The organism is Burkholderia sp. 22PA0106, from assembly GCF_047497155.1.
Lineage (GTDB): Bacteria > Pseudomonadota > Gammaproteobacteria > Burkholderiales > Burkholderiaceae > Burkholderia.
This window is the reverse complement of the sequence record NZ_CP163163.1, coordinates 1535108-1551849: the sequence shown is the minus strand read 5'-3', so window position 1 is coordinate 1551849 and position 16742 is coordinate 1535108. Positions and strand designations below refer to the sequence as shown.

General features: G+C 71.0%; 12 protein-coding genes and 2 riboswitches. Of the genes, 6 read left to right on the top strand and 6 right to left on the bottom strand.

Features of this window, described 5'->3' with window-relative positions; all coding sequences use genetic code 11:
* Positions 1-6: 6 nt before the first annotated feature.
* Together AB4850_RS21845 and AB4850_RS21840 are read left to right on the top strand one after the other, a co-directional pair.
* Positions 7-1455: an ATP-binding protein gene (locus tag AB4850_RS21845; RefSeq protein WP_414445066.1), complete on the top strand. Its 1449-nt coding sequence runs from the start codon at positions 7-9 to the stop codon at positions 1453-1455.
* Positions 1456-1792: 337 nt separating this feature from the next.
* A complete protein-coding gene (locus tag AB4850_RS21840) occupies positions 1793-2914 on the top strand; it encodes a pyridoxal-phosphate-dependent aminotransferase family protein (RefSeq protein ID WP_414445065.1) in 1122 nt (373 codons plus the stop codon).
* 37 nt (positions 2915-2951) lie between these two features.
* Here AB4850_RS21840 and AB4850_RS21835 read toward each other — a convergent pair whose 3' ends face one another.
* Positions 2952-4151: a fumarylacetoacetate hydrolase family protein gene (locus AB4850_RS21835; RefSeq protein ID WP_414445064.1), complete on the bottom strand. Its 1200-nt coding sequence runs from the start codon at positions 4149-4151 to the stop codon at positions 2952-2954.
* Between the two features lie 129 nt (positions 4152-4280).
* On the opposite strand from AB4850_RS21835, the gene AB4850_RS21830 reads away from it, so the two are divergent.
* Positions 4281-5030: an IclR family transcriptional regulator gene (locus AB4850_RS21830; RefSeq protein ID WP_414445063.1), complete on the top strand. Its 750-nt coding sequence runs from the start codon at positions 4281-4283 to the stop codon at positions 5028-5030.
* Positions 5031-5272: 242 nt separating this feature from the next.
* Here AB4850_RS21830 and AB4850_RS21825 read toward each other — a convergent pair whose 3' ends face one another.
* The 4 genes from AB4850_RS21825 to cobW all read right to left on the bottom strand — a co-directional run bounded on the left by AB4850_RS21825 (position 5273) and on the right by cobW (position 11964).
* Positions 5273-5857, bottom strand: coding sequence for a magnesium chelatase (locus AB4850_RS21825; RefSeq protein WP_414445578.1), 585 nt, complete (start codon positions 5855-5857; stop codon positions 5273-5275).
* An 83-nt stretch (positions 5858-5940) separates the two neighbouring features.
* Positions 5941-7008 carry an ATP-binding protein gene (locus AB4850_RS21820; RefSeq protein ID WP_414445062.1) on the bottom strand — a complete coding sequence of 356 codons (1068 nt, stop codon included), beginning with the start codon at positions 7006-7008 and terminating at the stop codon, positions 5941-5943.
* The gene (gene cobN / locus AB4850_RS21815; RefSeq protein WP_414445061.1) at positions 7005-10877 is read right to left on the bottom strand and encodes a cobaltochelatase subunit CobN; all 3873 of its coding nucleotides are present in this window, start codon (positions 10875-10877) and stop codon (positions 7005-7007) included. Before cobN ends, AB4850_RS21820 begins: the two co-directional genes overlap by 4 nt.
* A 16-nt stretch (positions 10878-10893) precedes the next feature.
* Positions 10894-11964 carry a cobalamin biosynthesis protein CobW gene (gene cobW, locus AB4850_RS21810; RefSeq protein WP_414445060.1) on the bottom strand — a complete coding sequence of 357 codons (1071 nt, stop codon included), beginning with the start codon at positions 11962-11964 and terminating at the stop codon, positions 10894-10896.
* A 176-nt stretch (positions 11965-12140) separates the two neighbouring features.
* Positions 12141-12409, bottom strand: a riboswitch (cobalamin riboswitch).
* Positions 12410-12870: 461 nt separating this feature from the next.
* A riboswitch (cobalamin riboswitch) is annotated at positions 12871-13096 on the top strand.
* A 79-nt stretch (positions 13097-13175) separates the two neighbouring features.
* Here cobW and AB4850_RS21805 point away from each other — a divergent pair.
* From AB4850_RS21805 to AB4850_RS21795, 3 genes are read left to right on the top strand one after another with little or no spacing between them, the layout of a single operon-like run.
* Positions 13176-13679, top strand: a complete 504-nt coding sequence (locus AB4850_RS21805) for a cobalamin biosynthesis protein (RefSeq protein WP_414445059.1) — start codon at positions 13176-13178, stop codon at positions 13677-13679.
* 55 nt (positions 13680-13734) lie between these two features.
* On the top strand, positions 13735-14337 hold the full coding sequence (gene cobO, locus AB4850_RS21800) for a cob(I)yrinic acid a,c-diamide adenosyltransferase (RefSeq protein WP_414445058.1): 603 nt from the start codon (positions 13735-13737) through the stop codon (positions 14335-14337).
* A gap of 14 nt (positions 14338-14351) precedes the next feature.
* The gene (locus tag AB4850_RS21795; protein WP_414445577.1) at positions 14352-15659 is read left to right on the top strand and encodes a cobyrinate a,c-diamide synthase; all 1308 of its coding nucleotides are present in this window, start codon (positions 14352-14354) and stop codon (positions 15657-15659) included.
* 85 nt (positions 15660-15744) lie between these two features.
* On the opposite strand, the gene AB4850_RS21790 is transcribed toward AB4850_RS21795, so the two are convergent.
* Positions 15745-16368, bottom strand: a complete 624-nt coding sequence (locus AB4850_RS21790) for an RNA polymerase factor sigma-70 (protein WP_414445057.1) — start codon at positions 16366-16368, stop codon at positions 15745-15747.
* Positions 16369-16742 lie beyond the last annotated feature (374 nt).

The window sequence follows — 16742 nt, the reverse complement described above, 5'->3', positions numbered from 1 at the left end:
CTGCGCATGACGCTGCGCCTGTGGCCCGATTCGCTGTTCGGCCGCCTCGTCGCGATCCTCGCGGCCGGCATGTTCGCCGGCCAGTTGCTGACCAGCACGATCTGGTTCGACACGCACGATTACCGCACGCTCGAAATCCCGTCGCGGCTGTTCGCGAGCCGGCTCGCCGACACCGTGCGCCTGCTGCGCAACGCCCCCGACGACGCCGCGCGCGACGCCACGCTCGCGCGCCTGTCCGACGCTCGCTACCAGTTGCGGGCGATCGCCGGCCCCGAATCGGCCACCGGCATGGCCGCCGCCGCGCCGCAGCCCACGCTCGCGCGGCGCGCGGTGGCCGCGCTGATCGCGGGAGTGATCGCCAAACGGCTCGGCGAGCCGATCGAGGTGCGGCTGCTCAACGCGCAGATCAGCGACGATGCCGGCCGCCAGCGCGGCATCCTGAGCCTGTTCAATTCGCGCATGCCGATGGGCGATTTTCATCTGCAGATGCTGGTGCCGGGCCAGGGCTGGCTCGACGTGGTGGCGCACGAGGGCCAGGCCGGCATGCAGAGCGAGCCGGGTTCGCTGGTGGCCGACTATCTGCTGCGGCTGTACGTGATCCGTTTCGTGGCGGTCTGCGTGCTGGCGTTCGTCGCGGTGCGCTTCGCGTTGCGTCCGCTGCGCGTGTTCGCCAAGGCCGCCGAGGCGCTCGGCCGCAATATCTATCGCGCGCCACTGGCGCTCGACGGGCCGCAGGAAGTGCGCAGCGTGGCCAAGGCGTTCAACGCGATGCAGCAGCGCCTGATCGACAGCTTCGCGGAACGCACGCGCTTGCTGGCGGCCGTCTCGCACGACCTGCGTTCGCCGTTGACGCGGCTGCGCCTGCGTACCGAAATGCTGCCCGACGCGAGCTGGCGCGAACGGCTGCGCGGCGATCTCGACGAGATGGAAGCGATGGTGCGCAGCACGCTCGACGCCGTGCAGGGCATCGAGATCACCGAGGCCAGCCAGCGCATCGACATCGATTCGATGCTGGCCGGGCTGGCCGAGGACGCGCGCGACGCGGGCCACGCGGTGCGCATCGAGGGCCGTGCAAGCGCGCCGTACCCGGGCTTCGCGCGCAACCTGAAGCGCTGCCTGCAGAACCTCGTCGACAACGCGATCCGCCACGGCGGCGGCACGGCCGACGGCATCTCGATCCGCGTGACGGACGACGCGCAGGCGCTGCGTATCGTGATCGGCGATCGCGGCGCGGGCATCGCCGATCCGGCGCTGCTCGAGCGCGTGTTCGAGCCGTATTTCCGCGCGGCCGGCGATCGCGACGGCAAGCCCGCGCCGGACGGCACCGGCCTGGGGCTGACGATCGCGCGCGGCATCGCGGCCGCGCATGGCGGCACGCTGACGCTGAGAAACCGCATGGACGGCGAGCGCATCGACGGGCTCGACGCCGAACTGGTGCTGCCGCGTGACGTGTGATGCCGCATCGCGGCCGCGCATGGCGGCACGCTGACGCTGCGCAATCGCATGGATGGCGCGCGCAGCGATGGGATCTGATGCTGCCACGTGATGCGTGTGCGCCGGATGTGATGCCACATCGCGCCACATCACGCGTCACGCCTTTCGAAAGCCCACGGCACGCATGTCAATTCGATGACGTAACAAACGCGTTACTTCGCAAACGCGGTGCCGGCTGCGCGCCGCGCGCACGCCGGCCCCGCGCTTGCGTGCACACTCTTTCGGCTCAGGTTGCGACCCGCTTGCCGCACCCCGCTTCCCGCCTGGCACGCGTTTCCCCCTCCTCGTCGCGCCCGCCATGATTCGCCTCGATCCCCGTTCCCTGCTCGATCCGCCCCGCTATCCGCATCACGGTTACGCACGGCTGGCCGACCGCCTCAAGCATCTGCTGGCGACCGCCGCCGACGTGGTGTTCGTGCCGGCCGAGGCCAAGCTCGCACTGGAAGCCGTGGCAGCCGGCGTGGCGTATCCGGGGCTGGTCGCATTGAACGTGGTGAGCGGCCCGCACGGCGCGGCGTTCGGCGCCTGGTTGCGACGTGGCGGTGCGACCGTGCACGAGGTGCTGGCCGAACCGGGTCAGGCGATCGCGATCGAAGCGGTGGCCGCATGCGCCGACGGCCTCGGCCAGCTCGACCTGGTGGCCGCCGTGCATGCGGAGCCCGCCACCGGCGTGCTCAATCCGCTGGCGGCGCTGGCCGCGCTGGCGCGCTCGCGCGGCGCGCTGCTGGTGGTGGATGCGGTGGCGTCGGTGGGCGGCCATCCGCTCGAACTCGACGCACTCGGCGTGGATATCGCCGTGATCGGCCCGCAGAAGGCGTTGGCAGGGCCGGCCGGCGTGTCGGCGGTGGCGCTCGGCGCACGTGCCTGGGCGCATCTGGAGGCGGCCGAGCCGCATGTCGCGCAGACGCCGCTGGCCACCTCGAACCTGTCGTTGACGCGCCTGCGCCGCGACTGGCTCGACTGCGGCCGCGGCGAATTGCCGGGCACGCCGCCGCCGCTGGAGTTCTGGGCGCTGGAAGCGGCGCTCGACCGGATCGAGGCCGAAGGCATCGCGCAGACCGTCGCGCGCCATGCGCAGGCCGCGCAGGCCTGCCGCGCCGCGCTGCGGGCGCTCGGCGTGCCGCCCGCGATCGCGCGCGACGACGCCGCCTCGGCACTCGTCACCGCCGCGCCGGTGCCGCCCGGCGTGGAAGCGACGGCGCTGATCGCGCATGCGCGCCGGCACGGCGTGGAACTCGCGCCCGGCCCCGGCCCGCTGGCCCGGCGCATCGTGCGCCTCGACCACACCGGCCTGCGCGCGGCCGAGGACGCCGTGCACGCGAACATCGTCGCGTACGGCGGCGCGCTCGAACAGCTCAACTACCCGGTGGACCTCGACGCGGCCGGCCAGGCCATCGCCGACGCGTACGCCGGCGTGTAACGCGCGGTCTCGCCGCATCCTTCAACGCATCAACGCCTCAACGCAACAGCCCGCGCGCCGCCAGATTGCGATACAGCGCGCGCGTGCCGAATTCCCACGGCGCCACCTCGGTGCACAACGACACGCGATTGACCAGCGCGCCGAGCGAGGCGGTCGAGATCGTCACGCGATCGCCGAGGTGATGCGTGAAGCCCGCGCCGGCCTCGTCGCGATCCTGGATCGGCGAGAACATCGTGCCGAGGAACAGCATGAAGCCGTCCGGGTATTGGTGATGCGCGCCGTGCGTCTGCGCGACCAGGTCGAGCGGATCGCGGCTGATCTCGCTCATGTGGCTGACGCCGTCGAGCACGAAGCCGTCCTCGCCCTCGATGCGCAGGCCGACCGAAGCGCCGCGCACCGTGTCGATCGTGAAACCGCCGTCGAACAGCCGCACGAACGGCCCGATCGAACACGACGCGTTGTTGTCCTTGCACTTGCCGAGCAGCAGCGCCGAGCGGCCCTCGACATCGCGCAGGTTGACGTCGTTGCCGAGCGTCGCCCCCACCGCCTGGCCCGCCGCATTGACGGCCAGCACCACTTCCGGCTCCGGGTTGTTCCAGGTGGAGATCGGCAGCAGGCCGACCTCGCTGCCGAAGCCCACCGACGACATCGGCTGCGATTTCGTGAACACCTCGGCGTCGGGGCCGATGCCGACTTCGAGGTATTGCGACCAGACACCGCGCGCCTGCAACGCCGCCTTCAGGCGCATCGCCGCGTCGGAGCCGGGTTCGATCTGCGAGAGATCCGCGCCGATCGCCTGCTGGATGGTGGCGCGCAACTCGACGGCGCGGGCCGCGTCGCCGCCCGCCTGTTCTTCGATCACCCGCTCGATCAGGCTGACCGCGAACGTCACGCCGCAGGCCTTGATCGCCTGCACGTCGCACGGCGCGAGCAGGCGGATGGCGGGCGCGGCGTGATCCGGGTGCTCGCCGAACTGCGCGGCCAGCAGCTCGCGCGCCGTGCCGAGCCGTTCGCCTTCGGCGCGGCGGGCGGCCCCGGCCGGATCGGGCAGATCGAACAGGTCGGCGGTGGTCGGGGCGAACGCCGTGATGTCGAACACCTCGCCGCCGCGCACCGCGACCACGCACGGGCCTTCGAACGCCGCCGTCTTGCGCCAGACGCGGCCGATCAGCAGCGCGTCGTCGAGATCGGCGGGCAGGAATGCGGCGATCGGGTCCTGCTCGGCGGGATGGGTCATGTCTGTCTCCTCGTTGTGGAATGCCGACGATGCTACGGGCGATGCACCGAAGCTGTCCAACAGGACGACCTATAATCCAGCCTGCTGGATTCGACACCGCCGTTCATTCGCCAACCCGCCGAGGCCCGCATGCCCGACAAGCTCACCGACGTGCCTGCCATCGCTCGCGTGCACGACATTCTCGATGCGCTGAAAGCCACCCGCCGCCCGACCTCCGCCAAGGATCTGCTGACGCTCACCGGCATGCCGCGCAGCACGCTGTATCTGACGCTCGACGCGCTGGAGCGGCGGCAATGGCTCGTCAAGAGCGGCGACGGCTACGCGATCGGCGTGGCGCTGTTCGAGATCGGCAGCACCTACCTGCTGGCCGATTTCACGCTCGACGCGTTTCGCCGCGAGGCCGCGTGGTTCGTCGCGAAGCACAACGAGGCCGTGCAGATGGCCGTGCTCGACCGCGCCGAGGTGGTGTATCTGGCGCGCGAGGACCCGTCGCGCGCGGTGCGGCTCGTCTCCGATATCGGCTCGCGGCTGCCCGCGCATTGCTCGGCGCTCGGCAAGGCGCTGCTCGCGAGCCTGTCCGACGAAACCGCGCAGATGATCGTGCCGCCCCGGCTGCGCGCGCTGACCGAGCATTCGCTGACCAGGCGCGCCGACCTGATCGCGGCGCTGGCCGAGGTGCGCGAGCGCGGCTACGCGATCGAGCGCGAGGAGGCCTGCACCGGGCTGGCGTGCCTGGCCGTGTTCGTGGGCGTGTCGCAGGCCGGCAAGCGGATCGCGGTCAGCACCAGCGTGCCGGTGGACCGGCTCGACGCGCGTCGCGAAACGCGGCTGCTGGTCGATCTGACCACGCTGGCGCAGCGCGTGGCGCGCGGGTTGTGACGGGGACGGGAGACGAGACGACGGGGGACGTCGGACGGATACGAGGACGGGACGGCGGGCCGTGGGCGATGGATAGTGGACGGCGGACGGTAGACAGGGCTCGGATCGGATACAGAAGCCTCTGCCTGCAAGCCCAGGGGTTGGTCAAAACTGACGGATTGTGTCGAAGCCACCGAAATGGAAGGCCGGGCGCAAGAACGGCGGACCGTTAGTTGCGATTCAAAGCTAAAAAAAGCGGCGGCTCATCGAAGCAGCAAATCGTCCGGCAGGCAGCACTCCGCGCCCCACCGCTGCGCCAACCGCGCGGCGCGGCCAAGCCGCACGGCCGCATCGTCGAAATCGACGATCCGCGCCGCGTCGGCCTGCGCCGGGCGGCCCGGCGCTTCGTCGGTACGGCCGTCGGTCAGCAGCCAGAGCGTGCGCGCAGCGCCAGGCCGGCGGCGCGCGACCTGCGCGAGCAAGGCAGCGGCCGCATCGATGCCGAGCGTGAGCGGCGTGCCGCCTCCGCCCGCCACCGGTTCGAGCCAGCGCTCGTTCCACCAGCGCGGCACGGCCGGCCCGAAACGGCGTACCGCCCCGCCCGCGCCGAAGCAGATCAGCGCCACCTCGGCGCGCTCGCGCGCGGCCGCATCGAACAGCCCCACCAGCAAGCCCTTGGCGCGCGCGAGCCGGCCGCCGTCGAGCATCGAGGCCGAGCAATCGAGCACGAAACAATGGAACGCGCGCGGCGTACCGGCACGCGGGCGGAACCGCAAGTGATCGACGGCCAGCGGCGCACCGCGCCGGGCCGCGAGCGTGGCCGGCCACGCGATGCGCGTGCCGGGCAGGCCACGTTCTCGCGGTGCAGGGGTAGCGCCGTGCTGCCATCGAACCCCGCTGCCGATCGCGGCGGGGGCATGCGTCCGATGGCTCAGGCTTTTTTTGACGGCAGCGGGATCACGCCCTTCACCGGCACCAGGCCGACTGGCTCGGGCGGCAGATAGCCCCAATCGCCGTCTTGCGAAACGTCGCCGGGGATTTGAGCGGGAGAATCGGGCGACGAACCGGACGGACCGGACGACCCGGAGGACTCGCCCGAATCGCTCGGCGGCTGCTGCGGTGACGGGGGCACCGTCCGGCGATGCCGCAGCACCGCCTCGGCCACGCGCTCGACATGCGCCGCATCGACAGCCGCATCGCCCTCGAACGCGGCCAGCGCGCGTGCCGCGCGCAGCATCACGAGATCGGCGCGCAGCCCGTCGACCGCGGCCTCGATGCACAACGCGGCCACGCGGGCATGCACCGCATCGTCGATGGCGACTGCCGGCAACGCCTCGCGTGCGCGGTGAATGCGCGCTGCCAGCACGGCCTGTTCGGCCTCGTACGCTGCGCGAAAACCGTGCGGATCGAGATCGAACGCGAGCCGCGCCTTGACGATCCGCTGCCGTTCGCCGGCATCGCGGCAATTGGCCAGTTCCACCATCAGGCCGAAGCGGTCGAGCAACTGCGGGCGCAGCTCGCCCTCCTCCGGATTCATCGTGCCGATCAGCGCGAAGCGCGCCGCGTGCGTGTGCGAGATGCCGTCGCGCTCGACGGTGTTGACGCCGCTCGCAGCCGCATCGAGCAGCACGTCGACCAGCCCGTCGGCCAGCAGGTTGACCTCGTCCACGTACAGCACGCCCCGATGCGCACGCGCCAGCAGCCCCGGCGCGAACCGCACCGCGTTCTCGCCGAGCGCGCCGGCCAGATCGAGCGTGCCCGTGACCTGCTCGTCGGACGCGCCGAGCGGCAGCGTCACGAAGCGCCCCTCGGGCAGCAGTTCGGCCAGCGCACGCGCGGCCGTCGATTTGGCGGTGCCGCGCGGCCCGCTGACCAGCACGCCGCCGAGCGCCGGATCGACCGCCGCCAGCAGCAGCGCCTGTTGCAGATCGGCCTGCCCGATCAGGGCGCTGAACGGAAACGGCGGCAGGCCGCCGGGATGCGTGTCGTGCTGGCTCATCGCCGCGCTCCTTCGAGATGCTGTTCCACTGCGAGCAGGTGCGCCTCGATCCGCTCGCGATGCGTGCCCGGCTCCTGCCAGAGCCCGCGCTGGATCGCTTCGAGCAGGCGCTCGCACATGCCGTGCAGCGCGTGCGGGTTGTGCCGCTCCAGGAACGCGCGGGTGGCGGCGTCGTGCACGTAGGCGTCGGTCACGAGCGCGTACTGGTGATCGGACACCACGCGCGCGGTCGCGTCATAGCCGTACAGATAATCGACGGTCGCGGCCAGCTCGGCCGCGCCCTTGTAGCCGTGACGCTTGACGCCGTCGATCCATTTCGGATTGACCACGCGCGAGCGGATCACGCGCGCGATTTCCTCGTTGAGCGTGTTCATGCGCGGCGTGTCGGGGTGGCTGTGATCGCCGTGATACAGCGCCGGCTGACGCCCCGACAGATGGCGCACGGCCGCCGCCATGCCGCCCTGGAACTGGTAGTAGTCGTTCGAGTCGAGCAGATCGTGCTCGCGGTTGTCCTGGTTCTGCACCACCGCGTCGATGGTCGCGAGCCGCGCGCCGAACGCGTCCTGCGCGGCCTCGCCGGCGCTGTTCTGCGCGTACGCGTAGCCGCCCCAGGCTTGATAGGCCTGCGCCAGATCGGCGTCGGTCTGCCAGTTGCGCTGATCGATCAGATCCTGCAGGCCCGCGCCATAGCTGCCCGGCCGCGCGCCGAACACGCGCCAGCCGGCCCGGCGACGCGCTTCGGCGGCGGCCACGCCGCTGGCGGCCAGCGCCTCGGCGTCGCGCAGCACGCGCGCACGGATCGGGTTCTGATGCGCCGGCTCGTCGAGTTCGGCCACGGCCTGCACGGCCGCGTCGAACAGATGCATCAGGTTGGCGAACGCATCGCGGAAGAAACCCGACACGCGCAGCGTCACGTCGATGCGCGGCCGGTCGAAAATCTCGATCGGCAGGATCTCGAAATCGGTCACGCGATGGCTGCCGTGCGCCCATTTCGGCCGCACGCCGATCAGCGCGAAGGCCTGCGCGATGTCGTCGCCGCCGGTGCGCATGGTGGCCGTGCCCCACACCGACAGGCCCACCGCGCGCGGGTAGTCGCCGTGCTCCTGCAGGTGGCGCTCCACCAGTTGATGCGCCGATTTCATGCCGAGCGTCCAGGCCGCCTGGGTGGGCACCGCGCGCGTGTCGACCGAATAGAAATTGCGGCCGGTCGGCAGCACGTCGGGGCGGCCGCGCGACGGCGCGCCGCTCGGCCCCGGCGGCACGAAGCGGCCGTCGAGGCCGCGCAGCAGATGGCCGAGTTCGTCGGCGCCGCAAGCGTCGAGGCGCGGCGCGAGATCGCCGGCGATGCGCGACAGCACAGCCAGCGTGAGCGGCCAGCGCGTCGGGTGTGCGTGCAGCGCGGCGAGTGCAGCGCGGGAGGCTGCGGCGGTTTCGGCGGTTTCCGCCGTTCCATCATCCCCGCCACCCGCCACGGCCAACCCGTCATCCAGTCCCGCCACCAGCCGCTGCGCGAACAATTCCAGCCGCTCGCGCGTATCGCCCGCATGCCGCCACGGCGTCGCATCAACCTCCAGCAGTTCGGCCGGGCGCGGGCCGTCCCACGCCGCGGCCCAGTCGGCCGCGAGCGGATCGAACGCCGCGCCCAGTTGCAGGTCGCGCGCCAGCGCCGCGATCAGGCCGGCGTTTGCGCCGAGGCCGTCGCCCACCGGAAAGCGCGCGAGCGCGAGCAGCGTGTCGCGGCGCTGCCGCCCCTCGGGCGAGCGGCCGAACGTGTGCAGCCCGTCGCGGATCTGCGCTTCCTTCAGTTCGCAAAGCCAGGCGTCGACGCGCGTGAGCAGCGCGTCCTCGTCATCGCGGCCCGACGGCGCGGCAAGGCTCAGTTCTTCATGCAGCCGATGCTCGACGATGGTGTCGAGGATCGTCTTGCGCAGCAGTTTGGCGCGCCGCGCGTCCACCATCAGCGCGTCGTAATACTCGTCGACCTGCCGCTCCAGATCCTGCAGCGGCCCGTAGTTCTCGGCGCGCGTGAGCGGCGGCATCAGGTGATCGACGATCACGGCCTGGGCGCGGCGCTTGGCCTGGCTGCCCTCGCCCGGATCGTTGACGATGAACGGATACAGATGCGGCAGCGGGCCGAGGATCAAATCCGGCCAGCACGACTCGGACAGCGCCACGCTCTTGCCCGGCAGCCATTCGAGATTGCCGTGCTTGCCGACGTGGACCACCGCGTCGATCGCGAACGCATCGCGCAACCAGAAATAGAACGCCAGATAGGCGTGCGGCGGCACGATCTCGGCGTCGTGATAGCTGGCGTAATCGTTGGCCTCGCGCGTGCGCGCCGGCTGGATGCCGACGAACACGTTGCCGCAGCGCCAGCCCGCGATCGGAAAGCGCCCGTGACGCAGCGCCGGCTCCTGCTCGGGCGTGCCCCAGCGCGCCTCGATCGCCTCGCGCACCTCGGCCGGCAGCCGGTCGTAGCGCTGCCGGTAGGCCGCCATCGCGAGGCTCTGGAACGCCGGGCGCAGCGCGCTCGCATCGGCGTCGTTGGTCACGCCGTCGGTCAGCCGCGCGATCAGCGCATCGCCCGATTCGGGCAACGCGCCTTTAAGCGTATAACCGGCCGCACCGAGCGCGCCCAGGATGCCGAGCGCCGAGGCCGGCGTATCGAGCCCCACGCCGTTGCCGATCCGCCCTTCGCTCATCGGATAGTTGGCCAGCACCAGCGCGAGCCGCTTGCCCGGATTCGGCTCGGTGCGCAGCCGGCACCAGCGGCGGCTCAACTCCGACACGAACGCGATGCGCTCCGTGTCGGGCTGATAGCGCACCACATCCACCTCGGTATGCGGGCAGCGGTAGGCCAGCCCCTTGAAGCTGACCGCACGCGTGACGATGCGCCCGTCCACTTCGGGCAGCGCCACGTGCATCGCGATGTCGCGCGCATGCAGCCCCTGCGGATCGGCCAGCCACGCCTCGCGGTTGCCGCCCGACAGGATCACCTGCAGCACGGGCGCGTCGCCGGCCAGTTCGACGGCGGCCGGCGCGTCGATCGCCCCGGCCGCGAACGCCGTGGTGTTGAGCACCAGCGCAACGCGCTCGGACGCGCACAGCCGCGCGATCACCTCGCGGCTCACGGCGTCCTTCAGCGAGGTGACGGCGATCGGCAGCGGGTTGAGCCCGTCGCGTTCGAGCGCCTCGATCAGCGCATCGAACACGGCCGTGTTGGCGGCCTGCCAATGCGCCTTGTAGAACAGGATCGCCGCCACCGGCGCGCCGGGCGTCCAGCGCGCGCGCCAATCGTCGAGGGTGGCCGGCTCGCTGGCCGGGTGGTACAGCGCGGCGGCCGGCAGCGGACGCGGCGGCGCCGGTTCCTCGCCGTGGCCGAGCGCGTGGAACGCGATGCTGCGCAACAGCGCCTGCGCGTTGAACGCGCCGCCCTCGCGCAGATAGCGCCACCATTGGCGGCACAGCGCCGGATCGACGGTGCTCTTGGCGATCAGGTTCGGATCTTCCTGCAGATCGCCCGAGAACATCGCCAGTTGCTGGCCGCGCCGTTGGGCCAGCGCCACCGCCTGCTCGATCCCGTACGGCCAGTAGGCCTCGCCGCCGAGATGGTCGATCACCACCACACGCGCGTGCTGGAGCACGTCGTCGAGGTAGAAATCGACCGACGCCGGCTGGCGCAGGAACGTGACGTTGGCGAGCCGCACGCTCGGGAAACCCGCGCCGAGCAGCGGCACCGCGCTGGCCAGCAGCGACAGCGTGGTGTCGGCCGAGCTGAGAATCACGATCTCGGCCGGCTGCTGATCGATCCGGATCACGCCCTGCGTGTCGTCGACGAAACCGCCGGGCGTGGTGCGCAGCAAATGCATCGTTCGGCCGGCCTCGTCAGGCGGCCTGCACGGCCGTGCCGAGCGCGGCCACGAACGCGCGCTGCAGTTCGGCCGCGTCGAGATCCTCGCCGATCAGCACGAAGCGGCTCGCGCCGCCCTCGCCGTCCTGGAGCTTGCGGTCGAAGTAGCTGTCGAAACGGCCGCCCACGCCCTGGATCACGAGCCGCATCGGCGTGTCGGGCAGCGCCGCGAAGCCCTTGACGCGGTAGATCGTGTGCTGATCCACCAGCGCGCGCAGCGCGGCGATGGTCGCCTCGCGCGAGCTGACGCGCGCCTCCACCACCACCGAGTCGAACTCGTCGTGATGGTGATCGGCGTCCTCGGCCGAGCCGTGATGATCGTGGCGCAGGTGGATGGTGTCCTCGGAGGCCGCGTTCAGGCCGATCAGCGTGGCCAGGTCCAGTTCGCCGCGCTGCGCGCGCACGATCTTGACGTGCGCCGGCACTTCCTCGCGGATCGTCGCCTCGACGGCCTCGAACTGGCTCGCGTCGAGCAGGTCGGTCTTGTTGACGATCACCAGGTCGGCCGACGACAGTTGATCGGCGAACAGCTCGTGCAGCGGCGATTCGTGGTCGAGGTTCGGATCGGCGCGGCGCTGCGCGTCGACGGCATCGACATCCTCGGCGAACTGGCCGGCCGCCGTGGCCGGGCCGTCCACCACCGTGATCACCGCGTCGCACGTGAAGCTGTTCTTGATCGACGGCCAGTTGAAGGCCTGCACTAGCGGCTTCGGCAGCGCGAGGCCCGAGGTTTCGATCAGCACGTGGTCGATCTGCTCGCGGCGCTCGACCAGCGCTTCCATGACCGGATAGAACTCCTCCTGCACCGTGCAGCACAGGCAGCCGTTGGCCAGTTCGTAGAGCTGGCCGGCCGCTTCCGCACCTTCCTCGCAACCGATGTTGCAGCCCTTCAGGATCTCGCCGTCGATGCCGAGTTCGCCGAACTCGTTGACGATCACCGCGATGCGGCGGCCCGAGGCGTTTTCGAGGATGTGACGCAGCAGCGTGGTCTTGCCGCTGCCAAGGAAGCCCGTCACCACGGTTACGGGAATTTTGCGCATTTGCATGGGAAGTCGTCCGTCGGAGAGTCTGTCTGGATGTCTGGCATCGATGGCGTGCGCCGCCGGGCGCGGCACGGCCGGGCCGCGCCGCTGCGCATGCCGGTGGCCGCGCCAGCCGCGACGGCTGGCTGGGGCTCGGCGCCGCCACCCGCGGCGCGCCCCGTTTCGGGACCGCCGGCGCGCGGCCGTCCCGTGGTTCTGGCCGGTATCCGGGCTGACGACAGCGCCGCTTCGCCTTCCCGGACGCGGTTCGCATCCAGTGGCCGAGCCGCGCATCGAAAGCTTCGACGCGCGGTGAAGCGGGCCTCGCATCGCGTTCGCGATGCATTCGCTTGACCGTTGCGGGGGCAGCACAGGCGGGCGCCGTCCGCGTCGCGGCGAGGCCTCCTGTTTCCCGTTCAACTGCGTGCGCAGGAATCCGCACGCGAGCACCAAAACGCGTGCGAGTGTAGGCGTCGCGTCGGAACGCGTCAAGGCAACGCGGGGTGGCTGGCGGGGCCGGAACGATGTCGGGTGGGGGCAGTGTCGGGCGAGTGCGACGTCGGGTGGGAACGGCATCGGGTGGGAACGGCATCGGGTGGGAACGGCGTCAGGTGGGTGCGACATCAGGTGGGAACGGCGTCGGGTGGGCGCAGCGTCGGGTGGGCGCAGCGTCGAGTGGGCACGGCATCGGGCAGGAACGGCATCGGGCGGGAACGGCGGCGTCAGGCGGAAACGGCGTAGGGTGGGCGCGGTGTCGAGCCGGAACGGTGTCCGATCAGAGCGGCGTCGGGCGGGACCGAGCGAGGTGCGGAGCGGCACACGGACGGCCGGCTTCCGGCCGCCGACGAGCCGGAAGCCGGCGGGCGCCAGTCCGACAACCGCCCAGCGACGGCCTGAAAACCAGCCGCAAGCCGCCCGGAACCGCTGTGCTATCGTATGCGCGCGTTCGGTGCCCGCCCCCGCGTTCGCGGTGGCGGTTAAACGGGAAACAGGGCGCGGCGCGAGCCGCACAGCCTGTGCTGTCCCCGCAACGGTACGCCGCCGGCGACGCGCGCAAGCGCTCGCACGGGCCGACCACAGCCACTGCCGCTCGCGGCGGGAAGGCGTCGGCCCGAGGCGGCCAGCCCGGATACCGGCCGACGCAAGCGGCGGGCCTCGGCCCGCCCGACGCGGCGTTCGCGAGGGACGCACGCCGCGCGAACCCGCATCGCTACCGCATTCTTGATCGACACCGCATGACCCGTTCCGCTCCGGACCACGCCCCGCACGCATGGCGTCTCGCCGTCGGCGTCGGCTGCCGCGCCGGCCGCCCCGCCGAGGCGATCGACGCCGCCATCGACGCCGCGCTCGCGCGCCTCGGCGCGCTTTACGGCCACGAGGCCGCGTCGCGCGCGCACATCGCCTGCGTCGCCACGCTCGACGCAAAAGCCGGCGAGCCGGGCCTGGTCGCATGCTGCGAGCGTCATGGCTGGCCGCTGCGGGCGATCCCGCGCGAGGCGATCGCGGCGCGCATGCCAGCGCTTGAAGCATCTGAAGCACCCCAAGCGTTCGATGCGCCTCGCGACGATGTCGATACCGATCCCGCAACCGGCCCGCGCCGTCCATCCGCCGTGCAGACGCGCTTCGGCATCGACGGCGTGTGCGAGCCGTGCGCGCTGGCCGCCGCGCCGCAGGGCCGGCTGCTGGTGCCGAAAACGATCGTCGATGGCGTGACGGTCGCGATCGCCGGGCCGGCCTGAGCCCGCCCCTCCCCTTGCTTGCCCCGAATTCCGAACCCCGAAGGACCGACACCCGATGAAGACCGATCCCGAATCGCATCAGCGCATGACCGAACGCCGCCGCGCCGGCCACGAGAAGAAGCAGGCCGCGGCCACCGCCGAGAAGGGCCTGCTGATCGTCAACACCGGCAACGGCAAGGGCAAGAGCACCGCCGCATTCGGCATGGCCGTGCGCGTGCTCGGCCACGGCATGAGGCTCGGCGTGGTGCAGTTCATCAAGGGCGCGCTGCACACGGCCGAGCGCGACCTGCTCAACACGTTCGCCGAATGCGATTTCGTGACGATGGGCGACGGCTACACCTGGAACACGCAGGATCGCGAGAAGGACATCGCCACCGCTCGCAAAGGCTGGGACGAGGCGCGCCGCATGATCGACAGCGGTGAATACCGGATGGTGATCCTCGACGAGCTGAACACCGTGCTCAAGTACGACTACCTGCCGCTCGACGAGGTGCTGGCCGTGCTGAGCGCGCGCGCGCCGTCGCTGCATGTGGTGGTGACCGGCCGCCACGCGCCCGACGCGCTGATCGAGGCCGCCGATCTCGTCACCGAGATGCGGCTCGTCAAGCACCCGTATCGCGAACAGGGCGTGAAGGCGCAGCCCGGCGTGGAATTCTGAGCGTGACGGCCGGCATGCTGGCGTGCCCCGCGCTGTTTTTGAGCGCGGGCGGCTCCGGGCAGGGCAAGACCTCGGTCACGGCCGGCCTCGCGCGGCTGCACCGGCGGCTCGGCCGGCGCGTGCGCGTGTTCAAGACCGGCCCCGATTTCCTCGATCCGATGATCCTGGAACGCGCGAGCGGCGCGCCCGTGTACTCGCTCGATCTGGGCATGGTGGGCGAGGCCGGCTGCCGCGCCCTGCTCGCGCGCGCGGCGGCCGAGGCCGACCTGATCCTGATCGAAGGCGCGATGGGGCTGTACGACGGCACGCCGAGCAGCGCCGATCTGGCCTGCCGCTTCGGCGTGCCGGTGGCCGCGGTGATTTCGGCGAAATCGATGGCGCAGACGTTCGGCGCGCTCGCGTTCGGCCTCGCGCGGTTCCGGCCGGAACTGCCGTTCCACGGCGTGCTGGCGAACCGCGTCGGCTCGGCACGGCACGCAACATTGCTGCAGGCCGCGCTGCCCGACGACATCCGCTGGCTCGGCCATCTGCCGACCGATGCGGCCATCGCGTTGCCCGAACGGCATCTGGGCCTGCATCAGGCCGGCGACATCGACGATCTCGACGCTCGCCTCGAGCGCGCCGCCGATGCGCTCGCCCGGACGGCGCTCGCCGCGCTGCCGCCTCCCGTCGTATTTGCCGCACCCGAGCATGACGCGCCCTTGCCGCGCCGGCTCGACGGGCTGCATGTGGCGGTCGCGCGCGACGCGGCGTTCTCGTTCGTGTATCCGGCCAATCTGGCGCTGCTCGAGGCGCTCGGCGCGCGCGTCACGACGTTCTCGCCGCTGGCCGACGCACCGCTGCCCGATTGCGACGCGCTCTATCTGCCGGGCGGCTATCCCGAACTGCATGCGGCGCGCCTGGCCGGCAACACGCGCAGCGCGGCCGGCATCGCCGCGCACGTCGCGGCGGCCAAGCCCGTGCTGGCCGAATGCGGCGGGCTGCTCTATTTATGCGACACGCTGACCGATGTCGATGGCGTCACCACGCCGATGCTGGGCCTGCTGCCCGGCGCGGGCGCGATGCAGCGCCGCTTCACCGCGCTCGGCATGCAGCGGCTCGATACGCCGCTCGGGCCCATGACGGGCCACACGTTCCATTATTCGAAGCTGCAGACGCCGCTCACGCCGGCCGCCGTCGCCATGCGTCCCGACGACGGCGCGCGCGGCGAGGCCATCTATCGGCACGGGTCGATCGTCGCCAGCTACCTGCACGGGTACTGGCCGTCGAATCCGCGTTGCCTGGCCGCGATGCTGCGCGGGGAATGGCCGCCGCTCGCTTGAACGAGCGACGCGCCGGCCGGGTGAATCGGGCGGATCAAGCCGATCGAATCAATCGGGCCAATCCGGCACATGCAGGCCGCACCGCTCAACGCCGCCGCGCTCCGACCGCGAACGCCGGCGGCGCCGCGCCGCGATCGAGCGCATCGAGGCAATCGGCACAGTGCCTTACTACGTCGCGCACCATGAAATGCACGAGCGTCTGCGAGACGGCCAGCGCATCGGCCGCCGTCGCGAGCGATTCCTCATGCACCCGCACCATCTCGAACGCCGCCCGGCTACGCGCCGGCACATGCGCCAGCGCGTGCTGCATGCGCGCGAGCGTATCGCGCGTCAGCGCCGTGGCCTCGGGCGTCGGCTCGGGCGACGGCACGTCGAGCCCCGCCGCCTCATCCGCATGCCAGGTGGTTTCGAGCGACTGGCGGCGGCACACGTCGATCGAGGCATTGCGCACCATCCGCGTCACATAGGCCAGCGGCTGGCGAATCGCGTCCTGCCCCGGAAAATCGACAAGCCGCACGAGAACGTCGTGCACCACGTCCTCGGCGCGGCTCGCGCAACCGGTCACGCCGCGCGCGACATTGACGAGCATCGCGCGATGCCGCACCAGCACCTGCACCAGCGCGCCGCCGGGGTTTGCCGGGCGCCGCGCGCGCATCGTCACCACCGGGCGCGGCCCGGGCGCCCACCTCGAATCCATCGTGTCGAACATGACGATGCGCTCCTCTGGTCTGACAGGACCCGCCCGATGACACCACGCTCAGGCCGACGATCCGATAGCCGGTTCGCAAACCGGGGAAGCCTCGAATTTAATGCAAACGCAAATCATTCTCAATCTTATTGATGAATTTGCACCGCTTCCCGTCAAATGAGAGTTTTCTTTAAAAATCATGCATCTTTCGCTCATTTTCATCTAACCCCATATTAATTTCCAGATTTGACGGAACGCACGTGACTTCTCGCTGTCATGTTCTGAGCGTCGATTCTCACCGCAGGGCTTTTTTCCCTCATCGATGGATCTCCGTTCGGAGCGGTTCATCCCGCGTCGTTGGGCCGAACGGAACGTACCCGGCCGCCTCCACCGGC